The sequence below is a fragment of the Intrasporangium sp. genome, assembly GCF_030452765.1.
In the GTDB taxonomy this organism is placed as follows: domain Bacteria; phylum Actinomycetota; class Actinomycetes; order Actinomycetales; family Dermatophilaceae; genus Intrasporangium_A.
Genome location: NZ_JAKDLO010000001.1, coordinates 12,874 through 31,574, shown reverse-complemented (window position 1 = coordinate 31,574; position 18,701 = coordinate 12,874). Strand labels below are relative to the sequence as shown.

The following is an 18,701-nucleotide window of genomic DNA, read 5'->3' as shown; positions in this document are numbered from 1 at the left end:
TCTGGTCTGTCCTCGCCCAGCGCTAGATTCCTCGCGTGAGCGAGCGGGGCGAGGTGACGCGCGGCGAGGGCTGCGCGGCGCTGCCCGTGGCGGCCGTGGTCGTCGACACGCCGCTCGCCCACCTCGACCGCAGCTTCGAGTACCTCGTCCCTGACGACCTGCTCGCCTCGGCCGTGCCCGGCGCGCGGGTGCGGGTGCGCTTCGCGGGGCGCGACCTCGACGGGTTCGTCGTCGAGCGATACGCCGAGCCCACCCACGGCGGGCGCCTGTCACCGCTGCGCCGCGTGGTGAGCCCCGAGCCGGTCCTGACCCCCGAGCTGCTGACACTGTGCCGGGCCGTCGCCGACCGGTATGCCGGCACGTTGAGCGACGTGCTGCGCCTGGCCATCCCCAAGCGGCACGCCACCGCCGAGCGCGCCCTGCCGCTTGACCCCCCGCCTCCACCTGCTCCGTCAACTCCCGCGAACGGTCCGGCGCTGCAGCCAGGGCCGTGGGCCGCCTACCCGGCGGGCCCGGCCTGGCTGCGACGGGTGGCTGCGGGCGAGGGCCCGGCCGCGGCATGGACGGCCCTGCCCGGCCGGCCCGACGGTCAGGACTGGCCGGATGCGTTCGCCACGGCCGCGGCGGCGGCTGTCGCCGGCGGCCGCGGCGCGGTGCTCGTCGTGCCGGACCACCGGGACGTCGACCGACTCGATGTGGCGATCACCGGGGTCCTCGGGCCCGGTCGGCATGTCAGGCTCACGGCCGACCAGGGACCGCAGGCGCGCTACACCGCGTGGCTCAAGGCGCGCAGGGGGCACGTGCCGGTCGCCATCGGCACCCGGGCGGCCGCCTTCGCGCCGGTGCACGACCTCGGCCTCGTCGCGTGGTGGGACGACGGTGACGACCTGCTCGTCGAGCCGCGGGCGCCCTACCATCACGTCGGCGTCGTGCTCGAGACACGGGCGCGCCACACCCGCGCCGCCCTGCTCGCCGGAGGCCTCGCCCGCAGCCTGGAGCTCCAGGGCAGGATCGAGTCGGGCGCCTTCGTCGCCGTCGAGGCGCCGACGCCCGCCGTGCGCGCGGCCGCTCCGCGGGTCGGTGTCGCAGGTGAGGGCAGCGACGAGGAGCGCGACGGCGTGGCGGCTCGAGCGCACCTGCCGTCGCGGGCCTGGCGGGCCGCCAAGGACGCCCTGCACGACGGGCCGGTCCTCGTCCAGGTGCCGCGCCGCGGCTACCTGCCGGCGCTGACGTGCGCCGAGTGCCGCGCCCCGGTGCGGTGCGTCTGCTGCCATGGCCCGATGGCGCTCGGTGGGCCGGGGCAGCAGCCGGCCTGCCGGTGGTGCGGCAGCGCCCTGCCTCCGGGGCGGTTCGAGTGCCGCGAGTGCGGGTCCCGGAGGCTGAGGTCGACGGTGACGGGGGCGCGCCGAACCGCAGAGGAGATCGGTCGTGCCTTCCCCGGCGCGCCCGTCGTCACGTCGGGGTCGGGCGAGGTGCTCGGCGCTGTGCCCGACGAGCCGGCGCTGGTCATCGCGACCCCGGGAGCCGAGCCGGTGGCCCGCGCGGGGTATGCCGCGGTCCTGCTCCTCGACGCGTGGGCGAGTCTCGAGCTGCCCGTCCTCGACGCGGCGAGCGAGTCGTTCCGACGCTGGGCCGCTGCCGCGGCTCTGGTCCGCCCCGGCCGAGCCGTCGTGCTGTGTGGGGTTGCCGAAGGCGCGGGCCTGCCGGCGGTCGAGGCCCTCGTCCGGTGGGATCCCGGTTGGCTGGCGGCCCGAGAGCTCGCCGATCGTCGGGAGCTGGGCCTGCCACCGGCGGTTCGGATGGCCCGGCTGTCGGGCACCCGACGGGCGCTGGGCGAGGCGTTGAGCCAGCTCGACCTCCCCACGGGGGCACAGCTGCTCGGCCCGATGCCGGCACCTGCCGGGTCCCGGACGTCGCGGGAGAGCCTGCGGGCCGGTGATGAATGGCATGCGCTCGTGCGCACGGGCGTGACCGGCACGGCAGAGCTGGGTCGTGCCCTCATCGCCCTCAAGGCGCTTCGGTCGGCGCGTAAGGAGTCCGAGCTCGTCACCGTGCGCGTCGACCCGGTCGACTGGTAGCAGACGCCCACTGTTCCGCTGCGGCACGATGGGGGCATGACGCGAGAGCTCGACATCGTGCTGTTCGGGGCGACGGGGTTCGTCGGCGCGATCACGGCCGGGCACCTGGCCCGGCAGGCGACACCGGACGAGACCGGGGCCAGGATCGCCCTCGCGGGTCGCAGCCTGACCAGGCTCGAGGCCGTGCGCGCGGGGCTCGGTCCGGCCGCCGCGTCCTGGCCGCTGGTCGCGGTCGACGCCGAGGATCCCGCCGGCTTGCGCGACCTCGCGGCTCGCACGCACGTGCTCGCGACGACGGTCGGCCCGTATGCCGTCCACGGCCGTGACGTGCTCGCCGCCTGCGCCGACATGGGCACCCACTACGCCGACCTGACCGGCGAGGTCCTGCTCGTGCGCTGGTCCCTCGACCACGTCGCGGCCCGGGCGGCCGAGACCGGCGCGCGGATCGTGCACGCGTGCGGCTTCGACTCCATACCGTCCGACCTCGGGGTACTCGTCACGGCGCAGCAGGCTGCCGCCGACGGCGCCGGGACCCTGACCGACACCGTGCTCGCTGTCCGGTCCCTCCGAGGCGGGCTGTCCGGGGGCACCATCGCGTCCGGACGGGCGCAGTCGATCAGGGCCCGCTCCGACCCGGCGGCCCGGCGGACGATCAGCGACCCGTACGGCCTCAGCCCACGACGCGACGACGAACCGCCGTCCGGCGGGCACCGGGCCCGTGGGGTTCGTGGTTCGCTGAGCAGGCTGGTGCCGATCGAGCGCGATGCCACGACCGGACGATGGACCGGCCCCTTCGTGATGGCCTCGTTCAACGCCAGGATCGTGCGGCTGTCGAACACCCTGACCGACTGGTCCTACGGCCGGGACTTCCGCTACCGCGAGGTCGTCGACTTCGGGTCGGGCCCTCTCTCGCCCCTGCTCGCGGCAGGCATGGCAGTCGGCCTCGGTGGGGTGCTGGCGGGGCTGTCCTACGCACCGACGCGGGCTCTCCTCGACCGCGTCCTCCCCAAGCCGGGCACCGGCCCGAGCGCCGCCCAGCGGGCGGCCGGGCGCTTCCGGATGGAGATCCGGGCCACGACCAGCACGGGCGCTCGCTACCGGACGACCGTCGCAGCACCGTACGACCCAGGCTACGACGGCACCGCCATCATGCTCGGTGAGAGCGCCCTCTGCCTGGCCCAGGACGATGGGCTGCCCGCTCGTACGGGAGTCCTGACCCCGGCGACCGCGATGGGAGCCCTGCTGGTCGACCGGCTTCGCCGGCACGGGTTCACCTTCGAGGTGCAGCGCCTGCCCGACTGAACAAGCCCAACCCGCGCGGACGGGCTCGCCCGATCGTAGGACGGTGTGAAGGAGGAACTCCCAAAGAGATGCTTGACGGTAAACGCATTGACCGGCATACTGCCAAACATGTCTTTGGAAGGTAAGGACCGACGCAACGTGCTCCGGGCGACCGCGCACCCGTTGCGGCTGCAGATGCTGTCCCTGCTGACCGGTGCAGAGCTCAGCGCAGCCGAGGTGGCCCGCGAGCTGGGGATCACCCAGGCGAACGCGTCCTACCACCTGCGCTTCCTGCTCGAGGCCGGCCTGATCGTCCTCGCCGGCGAGGAGCGGGTGCGCGGCGGCCGCGCGAAGAAGTACCGCCACCAGTGGGACAGTGCGGCAGATGATGCCGCTGGCACCGCGAGCGAGGCGGACCGGCAGGCCTCCGTCTCGGCGCTCGCGGCCGCGATCTCCACCCGGTACGCCGACCGCGAGCCGGGGCGGCAGCTGTTCACCGACGCCGACCTCTGGCTGCGACCCGAGGTCTGGCAGGAGGCGTTCGACCTGCTCGAGCGGGCCAGCCGGCTCGTCCACGAGCAGGCGCAGCAGCCGCGGACTCCGGGCACGGTCCGGACCAACCTGTCCGTCGCCGCGTTCCCGTTGAAGACCGCGAGCAGGGGGACCCGATGAGACTCACGGCCTCCCTCGGCGTCCTGTCCGACCGCCGGTTCGCCTGGTTCTTCGCGGCACGCAGCGTCTCGATGGCCGGCTCGGCGATGGCCCCCGTCGCCCTCGCCTTCGCCGTCCTGCACATCGACCAGTCCGCGATGGCGCTCGGTCAGGTGCTCGGTGTGCGGACCATCGCGATGGTCGCCTGCCTGCTGCTCGGTGGCGTCGTCTCCGACCGGTTCTCGCGGATCGCGGTCCTGCAGGTCGCCCACCTGCTCACCTGCCTGACCCAGGCCGTGGCGGCCGCGCTGATCATCTCCGGGCACGCGACGCTGCTGCAGATCACCATCATCGAGGGCCTCAACGGTGCCGTCTCTGCCTTCACCATGCCCGCGATGATGGGTATCGTCCCGCTCGTCGTCGACCGGCCCCGCCTGCAGCAGGCGAACGCGCTGCTGTCCTTCAGCCGGAGCAGCCTCGGCATCCTCGGGCCGGCCGTTGCCGGCCTGCTCGTCGTCGGGGTCGGCCCCGGCTGGGCCCTGGCCGCCAACGCGTTCACCTACGTCATCGCGGTTCTCGCGCTCACCCGGGTCCGCCTCGTCCGGCAGGAGCCCAGGCAGGAAGGGAGCTCGATGATCCGCGAGCTGCGCGAGGGGTGGAGCGAGTTCACCTCCCGGCAGTGGCTCTGGGTCGTCGTGCTCACCTTCGGCATCACGAACGCCATCCACGTCGGCGTCATCGGCGTGATGGGTCCGCTCGTCGCCGCCACGACCTCGGCGCTCGGCGAGGCCGGCTGGGGCGTCGTCCTGTCCGCGGAGGCGGCCGGCACCGTCCTGATGACGCTGCTCATGATGCGGCTGCGTCTCACCCATCCGCTGCGCGCCGGGATGATCGCGACCGCCGTCGTCGCGGTCCCGCTCGCCATGCTCGGCCTGGCTCCGGCGATCCTCCCGCTCGCGATCGCCTTCTTCGTCGGCGGCGCCGCCATCGAGGTCTTCGGTGTCGGCTGGAGCACCGCCCTGCACGAGCACGTGCCGGTCTCGGTCCTCTCGCGGGTGTCGAGCTACGACGCGCTCGGCTCGTTCGTCGCGATCCCGGTCGGGACCTTCCTCTACGGCTGGCTCGCTGCCGTTGTCGACCACGAGACGCTTCTCGTCGTCAGCGCCGTCGTGTATGCCGCTGTCTCCCTCGCCGCGCTCGCCTCGCCCTCGGTCCGCGGGCTCCGGCACCGGGTTGAGGAGCCCGAGAGCGCCGCTGTCGGCGCGATCTAGACTGGCGCCGAGTCACGCTCGCGTGGCTCGCGCCGCCCCTGCTGCCGACCGACAAGGACCGTCTGCGTGTCGATCAAGGACATCCGACTCTTCGGTGACCCGGTGCTGCGCACTGCCGCTGTCGAGGTCGTCGACTTCGACAGGGAGCTGCACACCCTCGTCAAGGACCTGCAGGACACGATGCTCGAGGCTCCGGGCGTCGGGCTTGCGGCGCCGCAGCTCGGGGTGTCGCTGCGGGTGTTCACCTACTGGGTCGACGACATCCTCGGGCACCTGGTCAACCCTGTCCTCGACCTGTCCACCGAGGAGCAGGACGGGCCCGAGGGGTGCCTCAGCTTCCCGGGCCTGCGATATGACACGAAGCGGGCCCTCAGCGTCGTGGCGCGCGGCCAGAACATGTGGGGTGAGCCGGTCTTCCTCGAGGGGACCGAGCTGCTCGCGCGGTGCGTCCAGCACGAGACGGACCATCTCGACGGCGTGCTGTTCATCGACCGGCTCGACCGGGAGACCCGCCGGCTGGCGATGCGCGAGATCCGCGAGGCGCAGTGGGCGGGCGCCCCTGCGCCGACCGTCAAGGTCAGCCCGCACTCGACCTTCGGGCTGGGGATGTGACGTGAGGGTCGTCTTCGCCGGCACCCCCGAGGTCGCCCTGCCGAGCCTCGAGGCCCTCGTCGCGTCGTCGCACGAGGTCGTAGCGGTGGTGACCCGCCCGGACGCCCCGGCCGGCCGCGGCCGCCACCTGGAGCCCTCGCCGGTCCGTCGGCGCGCGCGGGAGCTCGGCATCCCGGTGCTGACACCCGGATCGGCCAAGGACCCTGGCTTCCTGGCGGAGCTGACCCGGATCGGGCCAGATCTCGTGGCAGTGGTCGCCTACGGCGACATCATCAGCCAGGCGGGTCTCGACATCCCGGTCCACGGCTGGGTCAACCTGCACTTCTCGATCCTGCCCGCGTGGCGCGGCGCCGCCCCCGTCCAGCACGCGATCATGGCTGGTGACGAGCTGACCGGGGCGACGACCTTCCGGATCGAGCGCAGCATGGACACCGGCCCCGTCTTCGGCGTCATGACCGAGCAGATCCGATGCGACGACACGGCCGGTGACCTGCTGGACCGTCTGGCGGTCGGCGGGGCTAGCCTGCTCGTCGCCACGGTCGACGGCATCGAGACCGGAGCGCTCGTGGCGAAACCGCAACCGGCAGAAGGTGTCTCACTCGCCCCGAAGGTCCGGGTGGAGGACGCGCGGGTCCGGTGGGACCGTTCTGCGATGCTGGTCGACCGCCTCGTGCGCGGTTGCACCCCGGCCCCTGGTGCGTGGACCACCTTCCGGGGTGAACGGCTCCGGCTCGGTCCGGTGGCCGTCGTGGCGCCGGGTGGGCTGCCTGCCGAGGGTCGGCTCACGCCGGGGACACTCCTGGTGACCAAGCGCATGGTGTTCGTCGGCACCGCCACCGACGCCGTGCGCCTCGGCATGGTGCAGGCGCAGGGCAAGCGGCCCATGCCGGCAGCGGACTGGGCTCGCGGCACTCGCATCGACGCTGGGGAGCGGTTCGGCGATGAGTGATGACCGGCAGGGGGAGCGTCGAGGACGCCGTCAACGGCCGCCCGCCCGGGATCGATCCGCCCAGCACCGGTCGAGCCAGCGGCCCTCCGAGCGGGCCCGCCGCACCGATCCTGCGCGCCTGACCGCCTACACCGCGATGCGCGAGATCGCCCTGGGCGGCTACGCCAACCTCGTCGTGCCCAAGCTGCTGCGCGAGAAGCGGCTCCACGGCCGGGACGCCGGTTTCACCACCGAGCTGGTCTACGGCGCGACTCGGATGCACGGCCTCTACGACCGAATCGCCGCCGTGGCCGCGGATCGGCCGGTCGAGCGGATCGACCCGGGTGTCCTCGACACCCTCCGCCTCGGCATCCACCAGTTGCTGGCGATGCGGGTGCCCGCGCATGCGGCCGTCGACGAGACCGTCGCCCTCGCGCGGCAGGTCAACGGGGCAGGCGCGGCCGGCTTCGTCAACGCCGTCATGCGCCGGGTCAGTGAACGCAGCCTCGACGATTGGGTCGAGACGGTGACCGCCGGCCGCGAGCCGCGCCAGGCCCTTGCCCTGCGGACCTCGCACCCGCTCTGGATCGTGGGGGCCCTGCGGGCCGCCCTCATCGGACACGGCGCCGCGACCGCCGGGACGGCCGAGACCGAGCTGGCCGCGCTCCTGCAGGCCGACAACACCCCGGCCAGGGTCTCCCTCGTGGCCCGGCCGGGCCTCGCCACGGTCGACGAGCTCGTCGCAGCGGGCGCGACACCGTCGTCGACCAGCCCTTGGGGGGCGGTGCTGGCGGCGGGCGACCCGGGTGGGATCCCGGCGGTCCGCGATGGGCGAGCGGCGGTGCAGGACGAGGGCTCCCAGCTCGTCGCTCTCGCGCTGGCCCGGGCCGAGGTGACCGGTCCAGCAGCCGAGCACGAGCGTTGGCTCGATCTGTGCGCGGGCCCCGGGGGCAAGGCCGGCCTGCTGGCCGCGATCGCCGTCGAACGGCGAGTCCCGTTCGTGGCCAACGAGATCAACGACCACCGTGCCGCACTGGTCCGGCAGACCTTGACTGCGGCAAGGGCTCGCGCCGAGCACGTCGGCACGCCGCCCCTCGAGGTGCGGCAGGACGACGGGCGCGCCATCGGCGAGTCGAGTCCGAGCACCTACAGCCGGGTGCTCGTCGACGCGCCCTGCACCGGACTCGGTGCCCTGCGCCGACGACCCGAGGCGCGCTGGCGCCGACAGCCTGGCGATGTCGCCACCCTGGCAGGCCTGCAGCGCGAGCTGCTCGCCTCGGCCATCGAGGCGACTGCGCCCGGTGGCCTGGTCGGCTACGCGACGTGCTCGCCGCACCTGAACGAGACCCGCTTCGCCGTCAAGGACGTGCTCAAGAAGCTCGACGACGTCGAGCCGCTCGACGCCCAGGCCCTGTTCACCGACACCGCAGGCGAGCAGCTGCCGCACCTGGGCGACGGCTCGTACGTCCAGCTCTGGCCGCACCTGCACGGCACCGACGCGATGTTCTTCGCGCTGCTGCGCAAGGTGTGAGCCGCGCACGACCCGGTCGCCCAAATAAAAAAGCGATATCAGTCTCTTGACAGTTGCCCGAGTCCTCCCTACCGTCGATGCTGGTCCACCACATACGGTTGGCCCACCCTTGACGGAAAGCGACCAGGTGATGGACTGCACCCCTGCCCTGAGGAACCGAACCCCGCGCCGCCGTCTTCTCGCGCTGGCTCTCGCCGTGGTCGTGGCCCTCGCGCTGACCTCGGCCTGCTCCTCGGGAACCGGCGCGAGTGACGACTCGGGGCCGCTGAAGGTGGGGATCCTCTGGCCCTTCAACGGGGCTTACTCCAACTACGGCCCTGACGGACTGGCGGGCACGCAGCTGGCCCTGCAAGAGGCGGGCATGAAGGTGTCGGGACGCACCATCGAACTCGTCAAGGGCAGCGAGGACGTGCTCGACCCCGCGAACACGCTGCGGGAGGCCAAGCGCCTGGTCCAGCAGGAGGGCGTCACGATCATGATCGGCCCCGTGTTCGGGTCCAGCCAGCAGGCTGTGGCCGCATACTTCAAGACCACCAACGTGATGGCCTTCGTCCCGTTCGGCAACACCAAGGAGTTGGCCGGCCGTGGCAACTTCATCGGCTGGCCGACCCTGGACACGAGCTTCTCCACTCCGCTGGGCGGCTACATGGCCGACCAACTGCACTACAAGAGCATCGCGACGCTGGCACCCGACTACGTGTATGGGCACAACGTGCTGGTGGGTGCGACCCAGACGTTCACCCAGGCGGGCGGGAAAGTGGTGCAGCAGCAGTGGGTACCACTAGGCACGACGGACCTGCTCCCGTATGCCTCGAACCTGGACCGTAACGCCGACGCGCTGGTGATGTGGCTGGTCCCGCAGGACGCGGCGTCGTTCGTCAAGAGCTTCCGGTCCCTCGGGATCAAGATGCCGATCATCTTCGTCAACGGGGTGTTCGACCCGACCTTCCAGAGCATGGGATCCGACATCGTCGACTCGCTCGGGATCGTCGACTGGTCGGCGGGGCTGACCAACGCGGCCAACAAGACCTTCGCGGCCGACTTCGCTAAGGCGAACAAGGGCCAGGTGCCGAACAACCAGAACGCCGCCGCATACGTTGACACCAAGCTGGCCCTGGCCACGATCGAGAAGGCCGGCGGGTCCACCTCCTTCGAGGAGCTGAAGAAGGCCGTGACGCAGGTCAAGCTGGACACTCCCTACGGGCCCGGGCATATCGACGAGAACTTCCTCGGGGTCACCTCGCGAACGATCGTCAAGGCCGTACATCAGGGCAGTCGGTACGTCTGGGAACCGGTCAAGACCTTCGACAACGTGCCGAACGAACTGTAGGAGTCCTCCGTGTTGGCAGTACTGAACGGGATCTCGCTCGGATTCGTCCTGTTCCTGATCGGCAGCGGCCTCTCGCTGATCATCGGGTCGATGGGCATCATCAACCTGGCCCACGGCGCCTTGTACATGGTGGGTGCGTACGTGGGCTGGTCGGTCGCCATGGATGCCGGCCTGCCGTTCTGGCTGGCCATCGTCTGTGGTGCGCTGGCCGCCGCGGCCGTCGGTGTGCTGATCCACCAGGTCTTCTTCCGACACCTCAGCGGGCTACTCGACGAGCAGATCCTGGTCTCGTTCGGGGTGGTCTACATCCTCGCCGACGTGGTCCAGTGGGTCTGGGGAACCAATGCGAAGGCACCCTTCTCGGTGCCGGGGCTGGACGGCTCGGTCAACCTGTTGGGCCTTATCTATCCGACGGCGCGGGTGTTCATCATGGCGGTCGGGATCGTCTTCGGGGCCCTGTTGTGGTGGCTGCAGCAGCGGACCCGGATCGGTGCCATCGTCCGGGCGGGGATGGATGACCCGCAGATGGTCCGGACGATGGGAATCCGGCTGGACCTGGTTGCGGCCGGCCTGTTCGTCATCGGTTCTGCGGTCGCCGGCGCCGCCGGGGTGATCGGTGGGCTCGTGATGGGGGCGCAGCCCAGCTTCGGCATCGACATCATGCTGCTGGCTCTGGTCGTAGTCGTCCTCGGCGGCGTCGGGAGCATCCCCGGAGCCTTGATCGGTGCTCTCATCGTGGGGCTGAGCCAAGCCGTGAGCGTGGTGCTGTTCCCGTCCTTCTCGGGCTTCAGCCTCTACGTCGTGATGGCCGTCATCCTGGTCCTGAGGCCAGCCGGGATCAGTGGCCGAGTGGTTACCCAATGAGCAAGAAACGGACAACCAACGACCTGCCCATGGAGTCATCTAGCACGACCGGCGCAGCCCGGACTGACGGTGCCGCGAGCGGGGGGAGCAGCACGGCGACCCGAGGGAACCCGGCCCGTCGGCCACGATGGAAGCAGCCGCTCGCAACCGGGGTGGCTGCGGCACTACTGATCCTGCTGCCCTTGCTGCTCACACCGTTTCACCAGGATCTCGCCACCCGGATCGTGATCCTCGCGCTGCTAGCTATGAGCCTGGACCTGATCTACGGCTACGCCGGGATGATCTCTCTGGGACATGCTGCCTTCTTCGGCGCCGGCGGCTACACGGTCGGGATGCTGATGGTGGACGGCGGCGTCACCAACTTCTGGGTCGGGATGGCAGTGTCCGTCCTGGTCGCCTCGGTCGTCGCCGCGATCGTGGGTTTCGTGGCACTCCGGACTCGGGGCATCTACTTCATCCTGGTCACCTTCGCGATGGGTCAGATGATCTACAGCCTCGCCCAGCAGTGGGACGTTCTGCAGACCAGTGGCGCCGAGGCCGTGGTCGGGATCGCACCCCCGGAGGTCAGCCCGCTGGTCATCCAGTGGACCAGCCTGAACATGTACTACTTCACGCTGGTCGTGGCCGGTGTGGCCGCGCTGGTGCTGTACCTGCTGGTCAGCTCTCGGTACGGGTTGGTCCTTCGAGGCATCCGGGAGAACCAGCAGCGCATGTCCGCGCTCGGCTACAACACGTGGCTCTACCAGTACAGCGCTTTCATCGCCGCCGGCGCCATCGCCGGGGTGGCCGGCGTCCTGTTCGCCTACTACAGCGGCATCATGGCGCCGGCCAACGTGGGGATCGCCCAGTCCGGCCTGATCGTGCTGATGATCATCATCGGCGGGGTCGGCCGTCTCTGGGGCGGCGTGATCGGCGCCGTGGTGGTCGAGCTCGCGGGGTTCCTGGCGGACCAGTACGCACCGGATCACAAGAACCTGGTGCTGGGGGCCCTGTTCGTCGTCGCGCTCGTCGTGCTCCGTGCTATCGCGATCACCGGCAAGAAGCGTGCATCGCGTCGACGCAGCGAGGAGGGTGCTCATGTTCACGCTTGAGGGAGTCTCGCTCCGGTACGGTGGCGTCCGAGCTGTCAACGACGTCAGTCTGACCTTCGAGACTGGGGCACGGGTCGCGCTCATCGGGCCGAACGGTGCGGGCAAGAGCAGCCTGCTCTCGTTGATGGGAGGGCAGACGCGCTCGACCTCAGGTCTGATCCGGTTGGGGGAGCGCGACATCACCACGCTGGGGCCGTACCGCAGAGCGAACCTCGGCATCACCCGGTCCTTCCAGATCACGAACCTGATGGAGGGTCTGACTGCCCGCGAGCAGGCGGAGTTGGCCTGCATGACCCCGGGTCGACGAGGCTGGGTCCGGGCGCGCGGCAACCAGGACTCGAAGCAGCGGGCGGAGTCGCTCCTGGCCGACTGGGGAGTACCGGAACGCACCTGGGACGTGCGTCCCGAGAGCCTGTCCTACGGGCAACAACGATCTCTCGAGCTGGCACTTGCGATGGCCCGCTCGCCGAAGGTGCTGTTGCTCGACGAACCGAACGTGGGTCTGACGGGTCAGGAGAACACGGCCCTGGTACGGCGTATCGCTGGGCTCGACCCGAAGATCACCGTGGTGCTGGTCGCCCACGACATGGACATGGTCTTCGGCTTCGCCGAGCGCGTGATCGTGATGGCACGTGGCAAGGTGGCGGTCGACGGATCCCCTGAAGAGGTACGGAAGAACCAGCTGGTGGCCGATATCTACTTCGGCACCGGCGGAGAGGCGTCCAAGTGAGTGTGCTGGCACTGGAAGCGGTCGCCTCGGGGTATGGCGCGACCCCGGTCCTTCGTGGCGTGGACTTCAACATCGAAGCGGGCTCCGTCGTAGCCCTGCTCGGGCGCAACGGCATGGGCAAGACCACCTGCATGTCCACGATCGCGGGCGTGGTGCCGGTCACCTCCGGGAAGATCTCGTTCAACGGGGCCGATATCACGAGTGAGTCGGCGATCCAACGCTCCCGGCGAGGCATCGGCCTGGTGCCGGAGACCCGGCAGGTCTTCGCCTCCTGCACGGTCCGGGAGCACCTGACCATGGCCGCCCGCAACGGACCTCGCGGCGAGGGCCGCTGGACCCTGGACCGGCTCTTCGAGACCTTTCGGGTGCTCGGCGACAGGTCGGCCGCCTTGGGGACCCAGCTCAGTGGGGGAGAGCAGCAGATGCTCGCCATCGCGCGTGCCTTGAGCAGCAACCCGGATCTGTTGCTTCTGGACGAACCGTCGGAGGGGCTGGCCCCCTCGGTCGTCCTCGAGATCGCCGAGGTGCTGCGTGAGCTGGTACGAAGCAACGAGCACGGGGCAATCGTGTTGGTGGAGCAGAACGTCGAGCTGGCCCTGTCGGTCGCCACCCGGGTGCTCGTCATGTCTACCGGGCAGATCGTCTTCGACGGTTCTCGTGACGAGTTCGTCGAAGCCCGCGACGTGCAGGAGAAGTACATTGGTGTCGGCTGAGTGGCACCGGTGGTCACTGGTCGACCTGGTCGGCCGGCTGAGGAGCCGCGAAGTCGGTGCGGTCGAAGTCGTGGAAGCCGTCCTGGCCCGCATCGAGGAAGTGGAACCCCGGGTTCAGGCCTTCGTCAACGTGACTGCGGAGGCGGCACTCGAGCAGGCCCGCAGCGCACAGGCCACGCTCGACCACGACCGGGAGCAGGCTCCGGTACTCACCGGGGTACCGATCGCGGTCAAGGATCTCTTCGACGTGCGGGGTTTGGTCACTACGGCGGGCAGCAGGGCCCTTGCGGACAACGTGGCCCACCGGGACAGCATCGCCTGGCGACGGCTCCGCGAAGCCGGCGCAGTCCTGGTCGGCAAGGCCAACACCCACGAGTTCGCCTACGGCGGGACGACAGAGCCGACACGCAATCCGTGGGACCTGGACCGGATGGTCGGTGGTTCCTCAGGTGGCAGCGCCGCTGCGCTGGCATCGGGTACGTGTTTCGGTGCCCTGGGGACCGACACCGCAGGGTCGGTGCGGATCCCGGCCGCGCTGTGTGGGGTGGTTGGGCTGAAACCGACCAAGGGCGACGTCAGCACCCGCGGTGTCTTCCCTCTGTCGAGGACCCTCGACTGCGTCGGGCCACTCGCCCGCACCCCCCAGGACGCGGCGCTGCTTCATTCCGTGCTGCGGTCGACGTCGAGCACGTCGATCGGGATGGGACCGCTCCGGACGGTACGGGACCTGCGCGTCTGTGTGATACCTCCCCAGGAGGCCCTCGAAGAGCCGGTTCGGCAAGCGCACCGAGCAGCATCGCAAGCACTCGAGGACGCAGGCGCCGTCGTGGAGTCCCTCGAGGGTGCCCCCCGGCTCGCCGATGCCACGCGGGTCAACTTCACCATCATGGCTGCCGAGGCTGGGCAGGTGCATCGGTCCATGCTGGCCTCGCGCGGTGCCGACTACTCCCCCTATGTCCGAGAGCGGCTCCAGGACGCGCTGCGTACCACGGCATCCGACTATCTTGAGGCACTCCAGTCCCGCAGAGCGATCATCCGGGACTGGAATCGCCTGTTCACCTCCTTCGACGTGGCACTGCTGAACGGCATACCCTGCACGGCTCCGCGTGCCTACGTCGAGCAGGTGATGCTCGACGACGTGGCCGAGAACCGCGACTGGGTGCTGTGCCGGGACACGGCGTTCGCCAATGTCACTGGTCATCCCGCCCTGGCGGTACCCGCCGGCGTTGCCGACGGTCTGCCCGTCGGCGTCCAACTGACCGGTCGTCGGCACAGCGAGGCTCTGCTCTTCGCAGCCGGGCAGGCCATCTTCGACCGGCTCGCGAGCCCGATCCCGTAAGGCTGCGTGATGGAACCAGGGCGCGTGGGGCGTTGCGGGGGTTTTGCTCGCGCCAAGCAGGTCAGTGCGCGCCGGACACGCGGCCTCCGGTCACGCAGGAGGTTGCCCGCGTGTTTCCGCGAGTCGTTGGCCCCGGGAGTCCGGCGCGTGCGCCGACGGGGCGAAGAAGGTGGCGTACCATGCATGGGCGACGACCCGGGTAGCGTCCTCCAGGTCGACCTCGGAGGCGCGCAGGCTCTGCTGGGCGAACCACACATAGGCAGACTGCTCCACCATGCACGCAACCGACTCGGCGGCCAGTGCGGCATCGACCCCATTCACCCGCGTGATCCCGTGCACGCGCTCGAGCGTCACGACGAACCGCTGGACGTGACGATCACGCATCTGCCACCAATAGTCGCGAAACCGGTCCACCACATGAGCGGCCTGGATGAAGGCGCGCATGACCTCACCTCGCTCCCGATACACCTCCAGGTATCCGCGGTTCGCCTCGACCAGCACTTCGTAGGGTTCGGTCGCGAAATCGTGCTCCTGTGCCGTGCTGGCCCGGTAGAACTGCTCGTGGAGGTCAGCGATCACCTGGGCGAATAGTTCCTCCTTGTTCGCGAAGTACCGGTACAGGCCGCCCATCGAGATCTCTGCCACTTCCGCGACATCGCTCATCCGTGCGTCCACGTAGCCATCGCGCGCGAAGACCTCCCTGCCCGAGTTCAACAGGTGTGCGCGCGTGCGCAGACCCTTCGATGTCGTCGGTCGTGCAGACACGTGCGGGGCCTGTTCCTTGGTCGGGAGTGAGCCGAAACTATAACAGAAGCGACGTCGAACTTTAGAAAAAGCGATGTCACTCTCTTGACAGTTGCACCCGAACCCAAGAGGATCTAGACGTGACCAGCACCAGGGAGTCCACGACAGCGACCGGCGCGCGGCTAGCCGAGGTGTACCGTTCTGCGGGTTGGTGGACCGGGGAACGTCTGGCCGACCGCTTCGCCCGTCTTGTCGACGCCGGGCCCGACCGTCTGGCCCTCGTGGACGACCGCGGGACGAGACTGACCCGTGCCGAACTGTGGCGGGAGGCGGGTGGTTTCGCCGCGGACCTGCAGGAGGTCGGGGTTCGCGAGGGCGAGAGTGTGCTCATCTACCTGCCCAACACCGCAGCTTGGCAGATCGGCTTCTTGGGCGCGCTCCGGCTCGGCGCGATCCCTGCGACACTCCCGCTGACCACCGACGCGACGACCTTGTCCTACATCGTGGGCCTGATCGGTGCTCGTGCCATCGTCGCCCCCCGAATCTCACGTAGCCGCTCCACCGGTGACTGGGCGTTGGCCTCGGCGCGGGCCACCGGTCGTTCAGTCGGCCTCGCGGTGCTCGAAGCGGACGGGCAGCTGAGCTGGAGCCGTGTCGAAGGGTCCGTTGAGGAACCAGGGATTCCCGAGGGCGTCGCCCACGTGATGTTCACCTCGAGCACGACGGGCATGCCCAAGGCGGTGATGCACACCGAAGACACCCTCGCGACGGTCAACCGAGCCTTCTCGGACCGGTTCGGCGTGAGCGAGGACACTCCCATCTTCATGCCCTCGCCGCTGGGACACAGCGTGGGCGCCTGGCACGGAGGTCGGCTCTCGCTGTGGACCGGAGCCACGCTGGTTCTGCAGGAGCACTGGGATCCAGCACACGGGATCGAGCTGGTCGAGGAGCACCAGTGCGTGTTCTCCGCAGCGGCAACGCCCTTTCTCAAGGACATCATGGACGTCCCTTGGGAGCGGGACCGACCCAAGCTGGCCTCCTTGAGGATCTTCCTGTGTGGTGGCGCCCCGGTGCCGCCGAGCCTGCTCGAGGACGCGGCCGAGCAAGCGCCCCACACCTTCGTCACCGTGCTGTGGGGGATGACCGAGGGTGCCGGGACGACCTGTGTTCCGGGCGGTGACCGGGCCAAGCTCACCTCCTCCGCGGGTACGCCGTTGCCGGACCTGGAGCTGACGATCCTCGACCCGGACCCCGGCGGGTCCGGTGAGCTGGCGATTCGCGGCCCACAGGTCTTCATCGGCTACCTCGGACAGGATGAGCTGTACCGCTCTTTGGTCACTCCTGAGGGGTTCTTCAAGACCGGTGACCTGGCGACCATCGACGCCGACGGCTACCTGCACCTGACCGGGCGCCTGAAGGATCTCATCATCCGCGGCGGGGTGAACATCTCGCCCGTCCCGATCGAAGACGCGATCGCGGCACACCCGGCTGTGCGCCGGGTAGCTGTGATCGGGTCACCCGATGAGCGGCTGGGTGAGCGCATCTGTGCCGTCATCGTGCCCAACGGCACGGCCCCCACGCTCGAGGAGCTGAATGACTGGCTCAGCGAGCGCGGCCTGTCCCCGCGCAAGCTGCCCGAGGTGCTCGTCTGCGTCCAGGAGATGCCGGTCACCGCAGCTGGGAAGATCCGAAAGATCGATCTGCAACGTCAGTTGGAGGCATGATGAACATCCCGAGGATCGGCGACATCGACGTTGCCTACACCGAGGCAGGCACCGGTGAGTCGGTCGTCATGGTGCATGGCCTCGCCGAGGACCGCCACACCTGGTCGAACCAACAGGCTGCGCTCGGCGACTTCCACACGTTTGCCTACGACCTTCGCGGTCATGGTGACACCACCGTCGGTGCCGCCGACGCCACTCTCGCTCAGCTGGGCGGCGACCTGGTGGGTTTCCTCGAGCAGGTCAGCGGTCCGGCCATCGTGGTGGGGTTCTCCCTCGGCGGTACGGTCGCGCTCTGGGCCGCGACCCATCGTCCGGACCTGGTGCGGCAGGCGGTCGTACTGGGCACCTCCTCGGTGGTCGGGCGGACTGCGGCGGGCTTCTATCAGGCCCGCATCGAGATGGCTGCCGATACCGCCTCACCGGAGTTTGCGGCCGCGCTGCGTGACGACACGGCCGCCGGGCTGGCCGTGGCGACTGAGCAACTCGACCGAGTGGTCGCTGCGCGGCTGGCCGCCGTGGGTGACGGCGTAGGTTACTGCAACGCGGCCAAGGCCATGGCCGGCCTTCACCAGGACCCGCTGACCCCGTCGCTCGCCACGCTGAGCGCGCACGTCGACGTGGTCGGGGCCGCGCACGACACGTTCTGCCCCCTCAAGGCAGCGCAGATCATCCTAGACGCTCTCCCGGACGGCCATTACCACGAGATCTCGGACGCCGGGCACCTGGTGAACATCGACAATCCACGGGGCGTGACCGAGGTGTTGCGCGTCACGCTCAACGAAAGGAACTGACCATGGACCGCTGGGGACTCTCGATGGGCGTCAGCCCGCGTGAACCACTTGCCAACGTCACCGAGCTCGCCGCCGCGGCCGAGGCCAAAGGCTTCGAGGCGATGTGGTTCATCGACTTCCAGCTTGGCATGAAGGACGTCTACGCTGCGATGAACCTCGCTGCGATGGCCACCACGAAGATGGATGTCGGGTCGGCCGTGACCAACCTGCTCACCCGGCATCCCACGGTCACCGCGAACGCGACGATCGCCATCGACGAGCTGTCCGACGGGCATGCCATGCTCGGTCTCGGGGCGGGCTGGTCCGCGGTCTACGGCGCAGGTGGTCAGCCCTCGAAGCTTGGCGAGCTGTCCGCGGGGATCGACGAGTTCCGTGCCTTGTTCACCGGCGAGGAGCAAGAGCTCTACGGCACCAAGGTGAAGCTGGCCACCGCGACCCGGCAGATCCCGATCTATCTTGCGGTGTCCCAGCCAGGGATGCTTCGGCTGTGCGGCAAGAAGTGCGACGGGGCCGTCCTGATGGGGGCGGCCGATCCCGAGTTCATCGACTGGCAGCTGAAGTACATCTACGAAGGCCTGGAGAAGGAGGGTCGGGACCGCTCCGAGCTGACCATCGACCTGATCGTCACCATGGCTGCCGATGACGACGAGGAGAAGGCACTGTCCGGTGTGCGTGCGTGGGCGACCAGCCAGGCTGCCACATTCGACGTGTGGAAGACCATGCCACGGGCGTGGGAGAAGTTCCGTCCCGAGTTCGCGGCTGCGAACTCCCAGTACCACCTCGTGGATCATCTGTCTCGACATGCAGGTCACAAGCAGGTCGTCAGCGATGAGTTCGTCAAGTCGGTCGCACTGGCCGGCACCGTCGACCACTGCGTCGCACGGCTCAAGGAGCTGTGCGCACTGGACATCGACAGGATCACGTTCGCCCTGCTGTCCGGTGGCCGCATGAAGCACATGGAGCAGCTGGCCAGCGAAATCATCCCCGCGGTGAAGGCCTGACCGGAACCACGACCTAAAGGAG

Annotated in this window: 17 protein-coding genes; 16 read left to right on the top strand and 1 reads right to left on the bottom strand. The window is 69.6% G+C overall.

All coding sequences use genetic code 11. The features are described 5' to 3' along the window. Positions 1–35: 35 nt before the first annotated feature. The 13 genes from L0H79_RS00145 to L0H79_RS00085 all read left to right on the top strand — a co-directional run bounded on the left by L0H79_RS00145 (position 36) and on the right by L0H79_RS00085 (position 14,419). Positions 36–2,078 (top strand): primosomal protein N', encoded by a 2,043-nt coding sequence (locus L0H79_RS00145; RefSeq protein ID WP_301482490.1) that lies wholly within the window; start codon positions 36–38, stop codon positions 2,076–2,078. 36 nt (positions 2,079–2,114) lie between these two features. Next, on the top strand, positions 2,115–3,380 hold the full coding sequence (locus tag L0H79_RS00140) for a trans-acting enoyl reductase family protein (RefSeq protein WP_301482489.1): 1,266 nt from the start codon (positions 2,115–2,117) through the stop codon (positions 3,378–3,380). Positions 3,381–3,488: 108 nt separating this feature from the next. Then, complete coding sequence (locus tag L0H79_RS00135) at positions 3,489–4,031, top strand: transcriptional regulator (protein WP_301482488.1); 543 nt, start codon at positions 3,489–3,491, stop codon at positions 4,029–4,031. After that, positions 4,028–5,281: an MFS transporter gene (locus tag L0H79_RS00130; RefSeq protein WP_301482487.1), complete on the top strand. Its 1,254-nt coding sequence runs from the start codon at positions 4,028–4,030 to the stop codon at positions 5,279–5,281. The genes L0H79_RS00135 and L0H79_RS00130 overlap by 4 nt, the downstream gene beginning before the upstream one ends. Before the next feature lie 66 nt (positions 5,282–5,347). Then, positions 5,348–5,893 (top strand): peptide deformylase, encoded by a 546-nt coding sequence (def, locus tag L0H79_RS00125; RefSeq protein WP_301482486.1) that lies wholly within the window; start codon positions 5,348–5,350, stop codon positions 5,891–5,893. 1 nt (position 5,894) lies between these two features. After that, entirely contained in the window at positions 5,895–6,842 is a 948-nt protein-coding gene (fmt, locus tag L0H79_RS00120) for a methionyl-tRNA formyltransferase (RefSeq protein WP_301482485.1), read from the top strand. Next, positions 6,835–8,352, top strand: a complete 1,518-nt coding sequence (locus tag L0H79_RS00115) for an RsmB/NOP family class I SAM-dependent RNA methyltransferase (RefSeq protein ID WP_301482484.1) — start codon at positions 6,835–6,837, stop codon at positions 8,350–8,352. The genes fmt and L0H79_RS00115 overlap by 8 nt, the downstream gene beginning before the upstream one ends. Positions 8,353–8,461: 109 nt before the next feature. Further along, positions 8,462–9,682, top strand: a complete 1,221-nt coding sequence (locus L0H79_RS00110; RefSeq protein WP_301482483.1) for an ABC transporter substrate-binding protein — start codon at positions 8,462–8,464, stop codon at positions 9,680–9,682. A 9-nt stretch (positions 9,683–9,691) separates the two neighbouring features. Next, positions 9,692–10,546 (top strand): branched-chain amino acid ABC transporter permease, encoded by an 855-nt coding sequence (locus L0H79_RS00105; protein ID WP_301482482.1) that lies wholly within the window; start codon positions 9,692–9,694, stop codon positions 10,544–10,546. Between the two features lie 29 nt (positions 10,547–10,575). Continuing rightward, positions 10,576–11,637 carry a branched-chain amino acid ABC transporter permease gene (locus L0H79_RS00100; protein WP_301482481.1) on the top strand — a complete coding sequence of 354 codons (1,062 nt, stop codon included), beginning with the start codon at positions 10,576–10,578 and terminating at the stop codon, positions 11,635–11,637. Next, positions 11,624–12,367, top strand: a complete 744-nt coding sequence (locus tag L0H79_RS00095; RefSeq protein WP_301482480.1) for an ABC transporter ATP-binding protein — start codon at positions 11,624–11,626, stop codon at positions 12,365–12,367. The genes L0H79_RS00100 and L0H79_RS00095 overlap by 14 nt, the downstream gene beginning before the upstream one ends. Further along, entirely contained in the window at positions 12,364–13,080 is a 717-nt protein-coding gene (locus tag L0H79_RS00090) for an ABC transporter ATP-binding protein (protein WP_301482479.1), read from the top strand. Before L0H79_RS00095 ends, L0H79_RS00090 begins: the two co-directional genes overlap by 4 nt. A gap of 70 nt (positions 13,081–13,150) precedes the next feature. Continuing rightward, entirely contained in the window at positions 13,151–14,419 is a 1,269-nt protein-coding gene (locus tag L0H79_RS00085) for an amidase (RefSeq protein WP_301482478.1), read from the top strand. 90 nt (positions 14,420–14,509) lie between these two features. On the opposite strand, the gene L0H79_RS00080 is transcribed toward L0H79_RS00085, so the two are convergent. Beyond that, on the bottom strand, positions 14,510–15,184 hold the full coding sequence (locus L0H79_RS00080) for a TetR/AcrR family transcriptional regulator (RefSeq protein WP_301482477.1): 675 nt from the start codon (positions 15,182–15,184) through the stop codon (positions 14,510–14,512). A gap of 119 nt (positions 15,185–15,303) precedes the next feature. Here L0H79_RS00080 and L0H79_RS00075 point away from each other — a divergent pair, with 119 nt between their 5' ends. From L0H79_RS00075 to L0H79_RS00065, 3 genes are all read left to right on the top strand, one after another. After that, positions 15,304–16,887 carry an AMP-binding protein gene (locus tag L0H79_RS00075; protein WP_301482476.1) on the top strand — a complete coding sequence of 528 codons (1,584 nt, stop codon included), beginning with the start codon at positions 15,304–15,306 and terminating at the stop codon, positions 16,885–16,887. Between the two features lie 68 nt (positions 16,888–16,955). Next, on the top strand, positions 16,956–17,678 hold the full coding sequence (locus L0H79_RS00070; protein WP_301482475.1) for an alpha/beta fold hydrolase: 723 nt from the start codon (positions 16,956–16,958) through the stop codon (positions 17,676–17,678). A gap of 2 nt (positions 17,679–17,680) precedes the next feature. Further along, the gene (locus L0H79_RS00065) at positions 17,681–18,679 is read left to right on the top strand and encodes an LLM class flavin-dependent oxidoreductase (protein ID WP_301482474.1); all 999 of its coding nucleotides are present in this window, start codon (positions 17,681–17,683) and stop codon (positions 18,677–18,679) included. Positions 18,680–18,701 lie beyond the last annotated feature (22 nt).